18 protein-coding genes are annotated in these 14593 nt (G+C 64.8%); 8 read left to right on the top strand and 10 right to left on the bottom strand.

Annotated elements, in window-relative coordinates:
• A partial coding sequence (locus EOA79_RS21350; protein WP_128293251.1) for an argininosuccinate synthase occupies positions 1-1165 on the bottom strand: 1165 nt, incomplete at its 3' end.
• Between the two features lie 180 nt (positions 1166-1345).
• Between EOA79_RS21350 and EOA79_RS21345 the strand changes: the two genes are divergently transcribed.
• Complete coding sequence (locus EOA79_RS21345) at positions 1346-1987, top strand: LysE family translocator (protein ID WP_095799628.1); 642 nt, start codon at positions 1346-1348, stop codon at positions 1985-1987.
• Positions 1988-2001: 14 nt separating this feature from the next.
• Here EOA79_RS21345 and EOA79_RS21340 read toward each other — a convergent pair whose 3' ends face one another.
• Together EOA79_RS21340 and rlmN are read right to left on the bottom strand one after the other, a co-directional pair.
• Positions 2002-2469 carry a hypothetical protein gene (locus EOA79_RS21340; protein WP_066991800.1) on the bottom strand — a complete coding sequence of 156 codons (468 nt, stop codon included), beginning with the start codon at positions 2467-2469 and terminating at the stop codon, positions 2002-2004.
• Positions 2466-3701, bottom strand: coding sequence for a 23S rRNA (adenine(2503)-C(2))-methyltransferase RlmN (rlmN, locus tag EOA79_RS21335; protein ID WP_095825177.1), 1236 nt, complete (start codon positions 3699-3701; stop codon positions 2466-2468). Before rlmN ends, EOA79_RS21340 begins: the two co-directional genes overlap by 4 nt.
• 225 nt (positions 3702-3926) lie before the next feature.
• Between rlmN and EOA79_RS21330 the strand changes: the two genes are divergently transcribed.
• Positions 3927-4226, top strand: a complete 300-nt coding sequence (locus tag EOA79_RS21330; protein ID WP_067323700.1) for a hypothetical protein — start codon at positions 3927-3929, stop codon at positions 4224-4226.
• Positions 4227-4406: 180 nt separating this feature from the next.
• Positions 4407-5753: a chloride channel protein gene (locus EOA79_RS21325; protein WP_095825176.1), complete on the top strand. Its 1347-nt coding sequence runs from the start codon at positions 4407-4409 to the stop codon at positions 5751-5753.
• Between the two features lie 98 nt (positions 5754-5851).
• Here EOA79_RS21325 and EOA79_RS21320 read toward each other — a convergent pair whose 3' ends face one another.
• The 4 genes from EOA79_RS21320 to EOA79_RS21305 all read right to left on the bottom strand — a co-directional run bounded on the left by EOA79_RS21320 (position 5852) and on the right by EOA79_RS21305 (position 7409).
• Positions 5852-6358, bottom strand: coding sequence for an invasion associated locus B family protein (locus tag EOA79_RS21320; protein ID WP_066991787.1), 507 nt, complete (start codon positions 6356-6358; stop codon positions 5852-5854).
• Between the two features lie 59 nt (positions 6359-6417).
• Entirely contained in the window at positions 6418-6627 is a 210-nt protein-coding gene (locus EOA79_RS21315) for a hypothetical protein (RefSeq protein ID WP_127214559.1), read from the bottom strand.
• Positions 6624-6986 (bottom strand): YkvA family protein, encoded by a 363-nt coding sequence (locus EOA79_RS21310; protein WP_066991933.1) that lies wholly within the window; start codon positions 6984-6986, stop codon positions 6624-6626. Before EOA79_RS21310 ends, EOA79_RS21315 begins: the two co-directional genes overlap by 4 nt.
• Positions 6987-7115: 129 nt before the next feature.
• Positions 7116-7409 carry a 4a-hydroxytetrahydrobiopterin dehydratase gene (locus EOA79_RS21305; protein WP_066991930.1) on the bottom strand — a complete coding sequence of 98 codons (294 nt, stop codon included), beginning with the start codon at positions 7407-7409 and terminating at the stop codon, positions 7116-7118.
• 49 nt (positions 7410-7458) lie between these two features.
• Here EOA79_RS21305 and EOA79_RS21300 point away from each other — a divergent pair, with 49 nt between their 5' ends.
• Positions 7459-7977 carry a low molecular weight protein-tyrosine-phosphatase gene (locus EOA79_RS21300; protein WP_095825175.1) on the top strand — a complete coding sequence of 173 codons (519 nt, stop codon included), beginning with the start codon at positions 7459-7461 and terminating at the stop codon, positions 7975-7977.
• Here EOA79_RS21300 and thpR read toward each other — a convergent pair.
• Both thpR and EOA79_RS21290 read right to left on the bottom strand, forming a co-directional pair.
• A complete protein-coding gene (thpR, locus tag EOA79_RS21295; protein ID WP_066991784.1) occupies positions 7881-8477 on the bottom strand; it encodes an RNA 2',3'-cyclic phosphodiesterase in 597 nt (198 codons plus the stop codon). The genes EOA79_RS21300 and thpR overlap by 97 nt on opposite strands.
• 121 nt (positions 8478-8598) lie before the next feature.
• Entirely contained in the window at positions 8599-9240 is a 642-nt protein-coding gene (locus EOA79_RS21290; protein ID WP_128293249.1) for an arylesterase, read from the bottom strand.
• An 84-nt stretch (positions 9241-9324) separates the two neighbouring features.
• Here EOA79_RS21290 and EOA79_RS21285 point away from each other — a divergent pair, with 84 nt between their 5' ends.
• The 4 genes from EOA79_RS21285 to EOA79_RS21270 all read left to right on the top strand — a co-directional run bounded on the left by EOA79_RS21285 (position 9325) and on the right by EOA79_RS21270 (position 14237).
• Positions 9325-10023, top strand: a complete 699-nt coding sequence (locus EOA79_RS21285; RefSeq protein ID WP_067323692.1) for an ABC transporter ATP-binding protein — start codon at positions 9325-9327, stop codon at positions 10021-10023.
• Positions 10023-12563, top strand: a complete 2541-nt coding sequence (locus EOA79_RS21280) for an ABC transporter permease (RefSeq protein WP_095825173.1) — start codon at positions 10023-10025, stop codon at positions 12561-12563. The genes EOA79_RS21285 and EOA79_RS21280 overlap by 1 nt, the downstream gene beginning before the upstream one ends.
• 244 nt (positions 12564-12807) lie before the next feature.
• Positions 12808-13548: a Bax inhibitor-1/YccA family protein gene (locus tag EOA79_RS21275; protein WP_067323688.1), complete on the top strand. Its 741-nt coding sequence runs from the start codon at positions 12808-12810 to the stop codon at positions 13546-13548.
• A gap of 113 nt (positions 13549-13661) precedes the next feature.
• Positions 13662-14237 (top strand): GNAT family N-acetyltransferase, encoded by a 576-nt coding sequence (locus tag EOA79_RS21270; protein WP_095825172.1) that lies wholly within the window; start codon positions 13662-13664, stop codon positions 14235-14237.
• Here the strand turns inward: EOA79_RS21270 and EOA79_RS21265 are convergent.
• Positions 14234-14593 (bottom strand): DUF2794 domain-containing protein (locus EOA79_RS21265; protein ID WP_245489906.1); only part of this gene is annotated, 360 nt, incomplete at its 5' end. The genes EOA79_RS21270 and EOA79_RS21265 overlap by 4 nt on opposite strands.

Below are 14593 nucleotides of genomic sequence, written 5' to 3'. Positions count from 1 at the left end.
AGCCGGCGGCGTCCTTCTGGTCGTAGGCGCCGCGATCATCCTCGAAGGTGACCAGCGCATCGGAATAGAGCGTCTTCTTCGACTTGCGGCCGGTGACGATGACATTGCCCTTGTAGAGCTTCAGCCGCACCGCGCCTTCGACGTCTTCCTGGCTCTTGTCGATCATTGCCTGCAGCATCACGCGCTCGGGCGAGAACCAGAAGCCGTTGTAGATCAGCTCGGCATAGCGCGGCATGAACTCGTCCTTGAGGTGCCCGGCACCGCGGTCGAGCGTGATCGATTCGATCGCCCGGTGGGCGGCGATCAGGATGGTGCCGCCGGGGGTTTCGTAGACGCCGCGCGACTTCATGCCGACGAAACGGTTTTCGACAAGGTCTAGGCGACCGATGCCGTTGTCGCGGCCGAGGTCGTTGAGCGCCGCCAGCATGGCAGCCGGCGACAGCTTCTTGCCATTGAGCGCGACCGGATCGCCCTTCAGGAACTCGATCTCGATCTCGGTGACGACGTCCGGCGCGTCCATCGGCGAGACGGTGCGCTGGTGGACGAATTCCGGCGGCTCGCTCCACGGATCCTCGAGCACCTTGCCTTCCGAGGAGGAATGCAAAAGGTTGGCGTCGACCGAGAACGGCGCATCGCCGCGCTTGTCCTTCGGCACCGGGATCTGATGCTGCTCGGCGAAGTTGATGAGATCGGTGCGCGACTTGAACGACCAGTCGCGCCACGGCGCGATGACCTTGATGTCGGGGTTCAGCGCGTAAGCCGACAATTCGAAGCGGACCTGGTCGTTGCCCTTGCCGGTGGCGCCATGGGCGATGGCGTCGGCACCTGTTTCTTTGGCGATCTCGACCAGGTGCTTGGAGATCAGCGGCCGGGCGATCGAAGTGCCGAGCAGATATGTACCCTCATAGACGGCGTTGGCGCGGAACATCGGGAAGACGAAGTCCGAAACGAATTCCTCGCGCACGTCGACGATGCGGATGTCCTTGATGCCCATCATCTCGGCCTTGCGGCGCGCCGGCTCCAGCTCGCCGCCCTGGCCGAGATCGGCGGTGAAGGGGACGACTTCGGCGCCGAGCTCGGTCTGCAGCCATTTCAAGATGATGGAGGTGTCGAGGCCGCCGGAATAGGCGAGCACGACTTTCTTGACGTCTTTGGTCTTGGACATTTTGGCGGTTCCGCGGGAAGATGGCTTCGCGGGCGAGGTATCACGGCCGTTCCGGGCGGCGCAAGAGACGAACAGATGCCCGCCGATGATACAGGCTGGGCCAGATGTTTGCCTGGGCAGACGCTGGCGACGCAAAAATCGCCGCGTTATAGAGCTGCGCGATCCACTCCGAGGCGACCCATGTCCTTCATTCCCGACACTTCGACGCTCATCCAGTTCGCCATCGCCACGGTCATCCTGGCGATCACGCCGGGACCCGACATGACGCTGTTCGTGTCGCGCACGCTGAGCCAGGGCCGCGCCACCGGCTTCGCCTCGATGGCAGGCGCGCTATGCGGCACGTTGGTCCACACCACGCTGGTGGTGGTCGGCGTCTCGGCGCTGATCGTGGCCTCTCCCATGGCTTTCTTTGCGCTGAAGATTTTCGGCGCCGGCTATCTGGTGTTTTTAGCCTGGCAGGCGGTGGCCAAAGGCTCGGCCTTTTCGCCGGAGAAGAAGACGGGACCGCAAATCTCGCTGTTCCGCAGCTGGGCGGCCGGGCTCGGGGTCAATCTCCTCAACCCGAAGATCATCCTGTTCTTCATGACGTTCCTGCCGCAATTCGTCTCCGCGCATGACCCGAACGCACCCGGCAAGCTGTTCTTCCTCGGCATCACATTCATCGTGCTGTCGATCCCGGTGACGGCGCCGATGGTGCTCGCGGCGGAGAAATTCGCGGCGGCGATGAAGGCGAGCCCGCGCGTCACGCGCGTGGTCGATTATCTGTTCGGCGGCGTGTTCTCGGCCTTCGCGCTCAAGATCCTGACGGCACAGGCGAAGTAAAGCCCGCGCCGAGCTCAGGGCTCCAGATCGGGCAGCGCCTCGCGGCGCCAGCTTCCGGCCCAGCGGCCGGCAGAGAGCCAATAGAAGATGCCGCCGACCATGCCGCTGCCGATCAGCGCGAGCCTGACATTGTTGTCGGCGACATCGAAATCGCCGTCGCCGATGTTATGCGCGAAGCCGAGGAAGACGACGGCGATGACGGCGCCGCCCAGCGCATAGAACAGCCAGTCGCGGCGGCCGAGCACTTCCGCGATCAGGATGACGATCGCTGCCGGCATGAAGCCGAAATAGGCGACGAACAATGCCAGGAAAGGCACCGAAAAATAGAGCGCGGGCGCGATCGTCTGATGTCCGGGCTCCGGCGCATAGCCGAAATAGCCGAGGAACAGCACGTTGAGAAAGGCGCTCGCCGCCAGCGAGGCGATCACATAGCCGATCAGGATGGCGGCGAAGCGGACGAGATAGGCGATGATACGCCTCACGCCTCGCCGTGCCCCGCGATCATCATCGCTTCAAGCGCCAGCCGGTCGACCTTGCGCATGCGTTCCGATTCCGACTTGAGCTGGCCGCAGGCGGCGAGGATGTCGCGGCCGCGCGGCGTGCGGATCGGCGAGGCGTAGCCGGCATTGTTGATGTAGTCGGCGAACTTCTCGATCGTCTCCCAGTCCGAGCACTGATAGTTGGTGCCGGGCCACGGGTTGAACGGGATCAGGTTGATCTTGGCCGGAATGCCCCTGAGCAGCTTGACCAGCGCCTTGGCGTCCTCGAGGGAATCATTGACGTCCTTCAGCATCACATATTCGAAGGTGATGCGGCGGGCGTTGGAGAGACCCGGATAGGCGCGGCAGGCAGCGATCAGTTCCTTCAGCGGATACTTCTTGTTGATCGGCACCAGCAGGTCGCGCAGGTCGTCATTGGTGGCATGCAGCGAGATCGCCAGCATAACGCCGATCTCCTCGCCGGTGCGGGCAATCTCCGGCACGACCCCCGAGGTCGACAGCGTGATGCGTCTTTTCGATAGGGAAAGTCCGTCGCCGTCGGAAGCGATCAGCAGCGCCTTCTTCACCGCCTCGAAATTGTAGAGCGGCTCGCCCATGCCCATCATGACGATGTTGGACACCTTGCGGCCCTCGGCCGGCACGATGGCGCCGTCCGGCGTGCCGCGGTCGGGGAAGTCCCCGAGCCGGTCGCGCGCGGTAAGCAGCTGCGCCAGGATCTCTTCCGTCGTCAGGTTGCGCACCAGCTTCTGCGTGCCGGTGTGGCAGAAGGAGCAGGTCAGCGTGCAGCCGACCTGCGAGGAGATGCAGAGCGTGCCGCGGCCTTCCTCCGGAATATAAACGGTCTCGATCTCGACCGGACGGCCGGCGCCGCGCGGCGGAAAGCGAAACAGCCATTTGCGCGTGCCGTCGGAAGAGATCTGCTCCTCGACGATCTCGGGCCGCGCGACGGTGAAATGCTTGTCGAGCTCGGCGCGCAGATCCTTGGAGATGTTGAACATATGGGCGAAGTCGGAGACCCCGCGCACATACATCCAGTGCCAGAGCTGCTGGGCGCGCATCTTCGCCTGGCGCTCCGGCACGATGCCGGCCTCAACCAGAGCGGCGCCAAGCTCGGCACGCGTCAGGCCGATCAGCGACGGCTTTTCGGCCGGCGTGGCGCGGGCGCGCAAGGCGTCGCGGGCGCCTTCGGCGGTCAGATCGAATGAAAGGGTCATGGTTGCGCCAATATAAGCGGTTTGCGGCCGATTTCAGCATCGTGCCTGAAATGAAACGCGCGCATAGCACAGCTTGCGACCGGAGTCATGTCGGCGGCACAGGCGGCCGGTGTCGCTATTCCCGCCCCGGCTGAGATCACATATTCGTGTTGACGTAACAGCTCGAAGCGCACCCGCGAACCTGAAAGGGGCGACCATGCCCTTGCAGAAATGGGAGTACGCGGAATGCATTCGATCAAGCTTGTTGCCATCGCCGGTCTCGCAAGCCTTTTTGCCTCGCAGGCGTTTGCCGAGGATACGATGGGCACGATGACCATGATGAAGGGTGGGCAAATGACGGCGATCATGCCCGACGGCCATATGGGCACCATGATGCCTGACGCCAAGATGAGCGCCGAAATGATGAAGATGGCGAAGCCGATCAAGCATTGCATGATGATAATCACCGACGCCAAAGGCAAAGCCTACATGATCGATACGTCGACCAAGAAGGCCCAGGCCGAATGTGAAAAGATGGCGATGTGAGAATGGTGGGACTCGCCAACCCTGCTGCCCGCCGGCGCAGGCCGGCGGGATATCCAACCGCGGTCCTGCCCTGGCTCCCCGATCTCCGATTTTCGTCGCTCGCCTCGACCTGACCTGACCTCGCAGGCTTGATCCTCCCTCTCAGTGTGCTAGGGGCGGGTCATCACCCAGAGGACAGGCATGGCCGGCATATCGCGTAGATACCCGATGCTGCGGCGCTCGCAGGCTATGTGGGCGTCGCGCCGCGTCTGGCAGCCGCGCCTTGTGTTCTGGGCCGGCGCCATCTCGATCGGCTTGATCAGCGTGCTGTTCGCCCTGCTGGCCGACCGGGCGCAGGCGCTGTTCCACGTCGTCACCGGCGGCGATAGCGGCAGCTGGCGCTTTTATCTGCCGCTGGTCATGACGCCCGCGGGCTTCGTGATTTGCGCCTGGCTTGCCCATTCCTTCTTTCCGGGATCGCAAGGCAGCGGCATTCCGCAGGCGATCGCCGCCCGTCACCTGCGCGATGACGAGGATCGCGGCCACCTTCTTTCGCTGCGCCTGGCAGCGGGCAAGGTTGCGCTTACCGTCATCGGTCTCGCCTGCGGCGGATCGATCGGCCGCGAGGGCCCGACGGTGCAGGTCGGCGCCTCACTCATGCTTCAGGCGGCGCGCTGGGGCGGCGTGGCGCAGGCGCGCGGCCTGATCCTGGCCGGCTCGGCTGCCGGCGTCGCCGCCGCCTTCAACACGCCGCTCGCCGGCATCGTCTTCGCCATCGAGGAGATGGGTCGCGCCTATGAGTCACGGACCAACGGGCTGGTGCTGACGGCGGTGATCCTCGCCGGCCTCGCCTCGCTCGGCCTGCTCGGCAACTACACCTATTTCGGCGTCGCCAGGGACACGGTGGCCTTCGCCACCGACTGGCCGCTGGTGATTGCCTGCGGCGTCATCGGCGGCGGCTTCGGCGCGCTGTTTTCGCTGTTGGCGCTGAGGATCACGCGGCGCGTCCGACGCTGGAATGGCCTGCAGCCATTGTGGCGCGCGCTGCTCGTGGCAGGCATCTGCGGCTTGGCGGTTGCCGCGATCGGTCTCGTCTCGGGCGGCCTTACCTTCGGAACCGGCTACGCTCAGGCCCGCGGCGCCGTCGAAGGCGCGCCGCTACCCGCGTTCTTCTTCCTGGAAAAATTCGCGGCCGGCGTGCTGTCGATGGTGTCGGGCATTCCGGGCGGCATCTTCGCGCCGTCGTTGGCGGTGGGCGCCGGTCTCGGCAGCACGCTTGGCCTGGCGTTCGGCGCCGGAACAGGCCTCGCCGCGCTGCTCGGCATGGCCGGTTATTTCGCCGGCGTCGTGCAGGCGCCGATGACGGCCTTCGTCATCATCCTCGAAATGACCGGCAACCACGACAACGTCATCGCGCTGATGTGCGCGGCGATGCTGGGCTACGGCACGGCGCGGCTGATCTCCAACGAGCCGCTCTATCACGCGCTGTCACGCGTGTTCATCGCCGAGGCGATCAGGCGGCGCAGGGCCGTCGAGCAGCAAGGCTGAATGGCGAGCTTGGCGCTGTCGCCTTATTCGCTTGTCCCTGGCAGCACTTGCGGGAGGCGGACTTCCATATTGCCATCCTCCACCAAGGGAGCCTCAGCCTATTTGCACTTGGCGATCGAGGCCAGCGCGGCCGAGATGCCCTTCAGAGAAAAGACGTAGGAAGTCGGGTTGCCGCGACCGGACTTCGCCTGCACCTTCATGTCGGTACCCGTCTTCATGGCGGCGATCAGCACCGGCTCTTCAGCGGCGTTCTCGACCCAGGCCGACTTGCCGCGGGTGAACATCGAGAAGGACTTCTTGTCGATGGTGACGGTGGCCTTGGAGCCTTCCTGGAAGTTGTAGCCGGCGATGAACTGCGGCTCATAGGACACCTGCTGCCCGGGCCGTTGGCTGACGAAGAAGAACATGTCGCCATGGTCGAGCTTTGGCGGCTGCTTGTCGGTCGGCACCGTCAGCACATAGCAGACCTTGCCGCCTGCCGACTGATAGCTGTACGTGCCCCAGGCGTTGTGCTGGCCGATCTTGGTCGCCTGCTGCGCCAGCGCCGGCGCCGCGAAGGCGGCCGCCAGGACCAGGCTGGAAACTGTAGCAATCAATCCGCGCATCGTTCTTCCCGTATTCCGAAATGGTGCGGAGGCGGGCCGCATGGCGTCCTGCCGTCGCTTCATTTTGATTTAATCAGGGTTACCAAACGGTGAATTTTTCCCAACAAAAGGAACTCACCCCAGGAAACCGCCGCCATTCGCGCCGCCGCTTCCACGCGGCGGTCGCGATGTCCCGGCGCGAACTTGGAGGGCACGAAAGCGGCAAGAGTTTGTCTTTTCGCGCGGGCGGTTTCGCGGTTTCGTTGTGGCGAAAAGTCAGCCAGGATCAACCTTTGTCGGCGAGGGCGTCCCTGGCGGCCTGCCGGTGCGCCGGGGTGATATGGGCGCTGACGGCGGTGATTGCCGCGGTGAGCACGGCAAGGTCATCGGTGAACCCGAGACCGAGCACGAAGTCGGGGATGAAATCCACCGGCAGCACGAAATAGCCGAGCGCGGCAAGCAGGGTACCCTTGGTGCGCAGCGGCGTGTCCTTGTCCATGGCACAATAGTAGGCGGCGACCACCTCTTCCATGAACGGGATCTGCCGGGCAGCCTTCTTGGCCGTGCGCCAGAACTTCTCGCGCACCTCGCCTTCGCCGGCGAGCCTGTCGCCGAAGCCAAAGAAATCGAAACGGGATTCCTGCGCCATCAATCTCTCCTCGGCCACGCGCCAGCTTGCGTTGCGGCCACCGCGGGAGATGTGGTGAAAGCGGCACCCCCCTGCAAGGTCTCCACCGTTGCCAGCCCGGCAAATCGGAATCGGACTTATCGGCAGTCGTCAGCCGAAATAGCGGTTCATCCGCTTCGCCAGTTCGATGTCGAGCGCCGTGACGCCGCCGGCGTCATGCGTGTTCAGCGTGACGTCGACGGTCTTGTAGACGTTCGACCAATCGGGGTGGTGGTCCATTTTCTCGGCGGCCAGCGCCACGCGGGTCATGAAGGCGAAGGCCTCGGAGAAGTTCTTGAAGCCGAAGCTGCGCTTGATGGAGGCGCCGTCGGCCGCCAGCGACCAGCCTTCGAGTTCCGCCAGCGCTGCGGTGATCGCTTCCTTGTTGAGTTTTTCCCTGGTCATGTCGGGTTCCCGTGCTATTCGGAGGTATTCCAACCATAGCGCCGGATCGATGAGCGCAAAGCCCATAAAATCCATTCTGTTCGTCTGCCTCGGCAACATCTGCCGCTCGCCCTTGGCCGAAGGCGTCTTCCGCGCCGTGTGGGCCGAGCGCGGGGAAGGTCGGGACATCCTGCTCGATTCGGCCGCGACCAGCGGCTGGGAGGTCGGCTCCGCGCCCGATCCGCGTTCGATCGCGGTTGCCACAAGGCACGGCATCGACATTTCCGCGCAAAAGGCGCGCAGGATAGCGCTGGACGATTTCTCGCGCTTCGACCTGATTCTCGGCATGGACCGGACAAATGTGCGCGATCTGAAGGCGTTAGCGCCGCAGGCCACGCGCGACCGCATCCATCTCTTCCTGGAGTTTGCCAGCGGAAATGCGCGCGATGTGCCGGACCCTTACTACGAAGACCAGCAGGCCTTCGTTTCGGTCTACCGCATGATCCGCGAGGCGTCGGAGGCGCTGGCGAAGCGGCTGGAAGCGAGCGGATCGGCGCCAACCAGCGGCCAGGCTTCCTCGACGATGTAGGGGCCGCCGCCGACCGAATCGCGCGACGACATCAAGACGAAGCGGCCGACCCGGAAGGGCAGCGTGGAAAAGTTGCCGCGCGCCGACAGATATTGCGCGACGTCCGCCGGGCTCGAATTGCGCAGGCGCGCGAGCGTCACATGCGGCGAGAATTTGCGCGGATCGGCCGGCAGGCCGAGCCGCTGGCAGATGCGGTCGATCTCGCCCTGCAGCGCCACCAGGTCCGGCGAGGCGGACACGCCGGCCCATACGGCGTGCGGCTTCTTGCCGCCGAAAGCGCCCACGCCGGAGAGCGCCAGGGGGAAGGAGGGACGGTTGACGCGATCGAGCGCATTGGCGATGTCGTCGGCGATATGGCCCTCCACATCGCCGATGAAGCGCAGCGTCAGATGATAGTTTTCGACGTCGATCCAGCGGGCTCCGGGCAGGCCGCCCCGGAGCAGCGAGAGTGAAAGCGCGGCATCACGCGGAATTTCGAGGGCGGTGAAAAGACGCGGCATGGGAAGCCTCCTGTCCTCGAATCGAAACTCTCGCCCCTAGCGAATCATCGATAGCCATGCGGGGCAAGCGGTTTGTTGTCCACAAGCTTTCCCCTGGGGAAACCGTGGCGTTTTGGTCCCATCACGCGCCGCCCTTGGCGGCGATGGCTTTTTCCACGACCGGTAGAATGCCTTTGACCATGACGTCTATTCCCTTCGGGTTGGGATGAAGACCGTCCTCCAGCTGCATGGCCGGGTGGCCGGCGACCCCGTCAAGAAAAAACGGATAGAGCGGAACGGCGTATTTCGCGGCAAGCTTCGGGTAGATGGCGTCGAAGGCCTTCTGGTACTCGGCGCCCAGATTGGGCGCTGCAAGCATGCCTGCCAGGAGCACCGGAATGTTCCGCTGCTTCAACTTGGCCAACATAGCGTCGAGATTTTTCTCGGCGATCTCGGGCGACACGCCGCGCAGCATGTCGTTGGCGCCGAGCTCGAGGATGACGAGCCCGGTGCCGTCGGGCACCGACCAGTCGAGCCGCGCGAGGCCGCCGCTTGTGGTGTCGCCGGAAACGCCGGCATTGCCGACGGCGACGTCGAGGCCTTTTGCCTTCAAGGCCGCCTGCAATTTATCGGTGAAGCCCTCATCGGGACCAAGGCTGAACCCCGCCATCAGGCTGTCGCCGAAGCCGACGATCTTGAACGTATCGGCGCGCGCCGGCGAAATAGCGCCGCAAACCGCCAGGAGAAGAGTGAGGGCTGCGGCAGCTGAGTGTTTGAAACCCATGCGGCGAGCCCCATATGACCGACACGATTCATGCAAAGGAGACATTTTTTGCCTCCTTCTTCCACCATATAGGGCGCATTCATTGTGACAGAAGCCGTCATCGCATTGAGGGATGTCTCGCTGACGCTGGGCGAGGGCGCCTCCTCCGTCCATGTGCTGAAGGGCGTCAGCCTCGATGTGGCCGCCGGCGAAGCCACCGGCATCGTCGGCCCGTCGGGATCCGGCAAGTCCACCTTGCTGATGGTTCTGGCCGGGCTGGAAAGGGTCGATTCGGGCACGGTGCGGATCGCCGGCGAATTGCTCAACGGCAAAAGCGAGGACCAGATTGCTTCGTTTCGAGGGCGAAACATCGGCATTGTCTTCCAGTCCTTCCACCTCATCCCCAACATGACGGCGCTCGAGAATGTCGCGGTGCCGCTGGAGCTCGCCGGGCACAACGACCCGTTCGGCGTGGCCGCGCAGGAACTCGCGGCGGTCGGCTTGAGCGACCGCGTGACGCACTATCCGGGAGAGCTTTCGGGCGGCGAGCAGCAGCGCGTGGCGATCGCCAGGGCGCTGGCGCCCTCGCCGCGCATCCTCATTGCCGACGAGCCGACCGGCAACCTCGACCAGGCGACGGGAAAGCAGATCGCCGACCTCCTCTTCGCCAAGGCGGCCGAGCGCGGCATGACGCTGGTGCTGGTCACGCATGATCCGGCGCTTGCGGGCCGCTGCTCGCGTCAGGTGTCGATGCGCTCGGGACGCATCGAGGACGCGCCAAGACAGGCTAGGGTGCCGGCCTGATGCGGACTTTGAGGCTGGCCCTCCGCTTCTCGCTGCGCGAGATGCGCGGCGGCCTGTCCGGCTTCATGATCTTCCTCGCCTGCATCGCGCTTGGCGTCGCGGCGATCGGCGGCGTCAATTCGGTGGCGCAGGCGATTACCGCCGGCGTCGCCAACCAGGGCCAGACGCTGCTCGGCGGCGACCTGCGCTTCCAGATCAACCAGCGCAGCGCTTCGGACGCCGAGCTCGGCTTCATCAAGAGCCTCGGCACGGTCTCGCTGAATTCCGGCATGCGCTCGATGGCGCGGCTCGAGGACGGCTCCGACCAGGCGCTGGTCGAAGCCAAGGCGGTCGACGACGCCTATCCGCTTTACGGCACGCTGGAGACCGATCCGCAGCTGCCCAGGAATGAATTGTTCGGCGAAAGATCCGGCATCTTCGGCGCCGCCGCGCCCGCTCTCTTGTTCGATCGCCTCAATCTGCATATCGGCGACCGCTTGAAGCTTGGCGGCGCAACGTTCGAGCTGAGGGCCCGATTGGTCAGCGAACCCGACGCGATTTCCGACGGTTTCGGCTTCGCGCCGCGGCTGATGATTTCGCACGACGGGCTGGTCGCGTCAGGGCTGGTTCAGCCCGGCAGCCTGGTCGAGAACGCCTATAAGATCCGACTGCCCGATGGCGCGAGCGAGGCGCGGATCAAAGGCATTCAAGCCGAAGCGGCGAAGGACTTTCCGCAGGCCGGCTGGTCGATCCGCACGCGCAGCAACGCAGCCCCGGCGCTTTCCGCCAACATCCAGCGCTTCTCGCAGTTCCTGACGCTGGTCGGGCTGACGGCGCTTGTGGTCGGCGGCGTCGGCGTGGCGAATGCGGTCCGCGCCTATCTCGACGGCAAGCGCGGCGTCATCGCCACCTTCAAGAGCCTCGGCGCCTCCGGGGGCTTCGTCTTCGCCATCTATCTCGTGCAGATCCTTTTGATTGCCGGCCTCGGCATCGTGCTCGGCCTGATCCTGGGTGCGGCAATGCCGTTCGTGGCGAGCGCGCTCCTGCAGTCGGTCATTCCGGTGCCGGCGCAAGGCGGCTTTTATCCCGGCGCGCTTGCGATGGCGGCACTGTTCGGCCTTTTGGTGACGCTGGCCTTCGCGCTGCTGCCGCTCGGCCGCGCCCGCGACGTGCCGGCAACGGCGCTGTTTCGCGAGATGGGGTTCGAAAGCCGCGGCCTGCCGCGCCTGCCCTATGTCGGCGCCGCGCTGACGATCGTGCTCGCGCTGGCGGCGCTCGCCATCCTTTCCGCCGACGATCGGCGCATCGCCTCGATCTTCGTCGGCGCCACCGTCTTTGCCTTCCTGGTGCTGCGGCTGGTGGCGGCGCTGGTCCAATGGCTGGCCCGGCGAAGCCCGCGGCTGCGGTCGGTCTCTCTCAGGCTGGCGCTCGGCAATATCCATCGGCCCGGCGCGCTGACGCCATCGGTGGTGCTGTCGCTCGGGCTCGGCCTGACGCTGCTGGTGACGCTGGCGCTGATCGACGGGAATCTCAGACGCCAGATCTCCGGCAGCCTGCCGGAGCGGGCGCCGAACTTCTTCTTCGTCGACATCCAGAGCAGCGATGTCGATGCCTTTGCCGGCCTGGTCGAAAAGGAAGCGCCGCAAGGGATGCTGGTCAAGGTGCCGATGCTGCGCGGCCGCATCATGGCGCTCAACGGCATCGCCGTCGACAAGGTGAAGGTCCCGGCCGACGGCGCCTGGGTGCTGCGCGGCGACCGCGGGCTGACCTATGACGCAAAGCAGCCGGAAAACGCTACGCTGACCGAAGGCAAATGGTGGCCGCAGGACTATTCCGGCGAGCCGCTGGTGTCGTTCTCGGCCGAGGAAGGCAAAGCGATCGGGCTGAAGCTCGGCGACACGGTCACGGTCAACGTGCTCGGCCGCAACGTGACGGCAAGAATAGCCAGCTTCCGCCAGGTCGAGTGGGAAACCATGGGTATCAATTTCGTCATGATCTTCTCGCCCAATACGTTCGCCGGCGCGCCGCATGGCTGGCTGGCGACGCTGACCGACCGAAAGGCCACCACGGCCGACGACGCGCGGCTGCTCAACGCTGTCACCCGCGCCTTTCCGGCAGTGACGACGGTGAGGGTCAAGGACGCGCTCGACATCGTCAACCGGCTGGTCGCGCAGCTGGGCACGGCGATCCGCGCCGCAGCCGGCGTGGCGCTGATCGCCTCCGTGCTGGTGCTCTCCGGGGCTTTGGCCGCCGGCAACCGGGCGCGCATCCACGACGCGGTGGTGCTGAAGACGCTCGGCGCGACAAGGAGGACGCTGATTGCGGCCTTCTCGCTGGAATATGTGCTGATCGGTCTTGCGACCGCGCTGTTCGCGCTTGCCGCGGGCGGCGTCGCGGCGTGGTTCGTGGTGGCCCGCATCATGACGCTGCCGTCGCACTTCATGCCGGAAGTTGCGGTGGCGACGATCCTCGTCTCGCTCGCCGTCACCGTCGGCATCGGCCTTGCCGGCACCTGGCGGGTGCTTGGCCACAAGGCGGCGCCGGTGCTGCGCGAGCTTTGATCCGGCAGCGCCCTTCGGTGGCCTGTCTGCGTTAAATCTTGGTAAGAATGCCGGCGGGAAAAGGCTGAAAATCGGGCTTTTGCTTTCTCACGAAGCGTTACCGCTCGTTACCGTCTTGTTCTTGAGGTCGAGAACGCTCATATTTCGCGCTAGGCATGCTGGAGTCCCGCCAGCGGCGCCTGGTCCAAGGAGGTCGCTCCAAGGACCTGTCACCGGACGGGGCAGAAGCAATAGAGGATTTCCAATGGCTGATCCCATTCGCAACTACCAGACGTCCGCCGCCTCCGGCGCGCGCGTCGATATCGATCAGGGCCTGCGGGCCTATATGATCAAAGTCTATAACCTGATGGGGCTTGGCCTGCTCATCACAGGCATTGCCGCCTGGGGCGCATTCCAGCTGGCCGTCACCGGCGACGGCCAGCTCACCGCCTTCGGCCAGCTCATCTATGCTAGCGCGTTCCGCTGGGTCGTTATTCTGGCGCCTCTCGCTGCCGTGATGTTCCTGTCCTTCAGGATCCAATCGATGAGCGTGGCTGCGGCGCAGACCACATTCTGGGTTTATGCCGGCCTTGTCGGCCTGTCGCTGTCGACGATCTTCCTCGTCTACACCGGCACCAGCATCACCCAGACCTTCTTCGCCACGGCCGCGGCCTTCGGCGGCCTGTCGCTCTACGGCTACACGACCAGGCGCGATTTGAGCGCGTTCGGCTCGTTCCTGATCATGGGCGTGATCGGCCTGCTGATCGCGATGGTCATCAACATCTTCCTGGCGTCGTCGGCGCTGGCCTTCGCCATTTCGGCGATCGGCGTGCTGGTGTTCGCGGGTCTGACCGCCTACGACACGCAGCGCATCAAGGAGATGTATTTCGAGGGTGACGTCGCGGATGTCGCCGGCCGCAAGGCGATCATGGGCGCGCTGCAGCTCTATCTCGACTTCATCAACCTGTTCATGTTCCTGCTGCAGTTCATGGGCGATCGCCGCTAAACGGTAGCCGTCCGGCTGGACCATAGACTTCGGAAAGGGCGGCCCAACGGCCGCCCTTTCCTTTTGTGCGCTCCTCTGCTGATATTGAGGCAACAGGAAGAACTGCACAAATTATGAGCAATCTGGCGATCAGAGCCGCTACTGCGGCCGACCTCGACCGAATAACCGAAATCTATGCGGACGCGGTCACGCACGGCACCGCAAGCTACGAACTGGAGCCGCCCAGCCGCGCCGAAATGGGCGATCGATTCGACAGTTTGGCACGAGGCGGCTTTCCCTATCTTGTGGCTGAAAGGGAGGGCGTCGTGCTCGGCTACGCCTATGCCGGACCGTTCCGGCCCCGGCCCGCCTATCGCTTCACCGTCGAGGACTCGGTCTATGTGGCGCCCCAGGCCAAGGGCCAGGGCATCGGCCGCCTGCTGATGCTGGCGCTCATCGAGGCGGCGCGCCTGGCCGGCTTTCGCCAGATCGTCGCGGTGATCGGCGACGGCCATGCCGACAGCGCCTCGGTGCGCCTGCACGAGAAGCTCGGCTTTCGTCACTCCGGGCGCCTGGAAGGCTCGGGCTACAAGCATGGGCGCTGGCTGGACACCGTGTTCATGCAGCTGCCGCTCAACGGCGGCGCGGAAGTGCCGCCGGATCCGGAGTCACTGCCGGAGCGGAGATTTCGCGGCAAATTGGACAGTTAAGCTTCGACTAGCTTCAGCTTGGGATCGAAGACGCCGAGCACGCGGCCGAGTTCCTGACTGCGCTTGAGGATGCGTCCGCCGGCGGCGATGACGGCGAAGGCGCCCTGTCGGCGCGCCAGTTTCGGGTCCTTGACGATCTGGAACAGCGGCACTTCGCTGGCGCGGCGGAAGACCGAAAAGACAGCGCGATCGGAAAGATGGTCGATCGCATAGTCGCGCCATTCATTGGCCGCCACCATGCGTCCGTAAAGCCTTAGGATCTGGTCGAGCTCGCGCCGGTCGAAGCGCACCGGCTGGTCGAGGCGTGCGCTGCGCGCCTCATGCAGCGGGATCAGTATTCCGGATGCTTCCCCATC

Source organism: Mesorhizobium sp. M1A.F.Ca.IN.020.03.2.1 (assembly GCF_004023205.1).
GTDB lineage: Bacteria > Pseudomonadota > Alphaproteobacteria > Rhizobiales > Rhizobiaceae > Mesorhizobium.
This window is presented reverse-complemented; position numbering and strand designations above follow the sequence as displayed.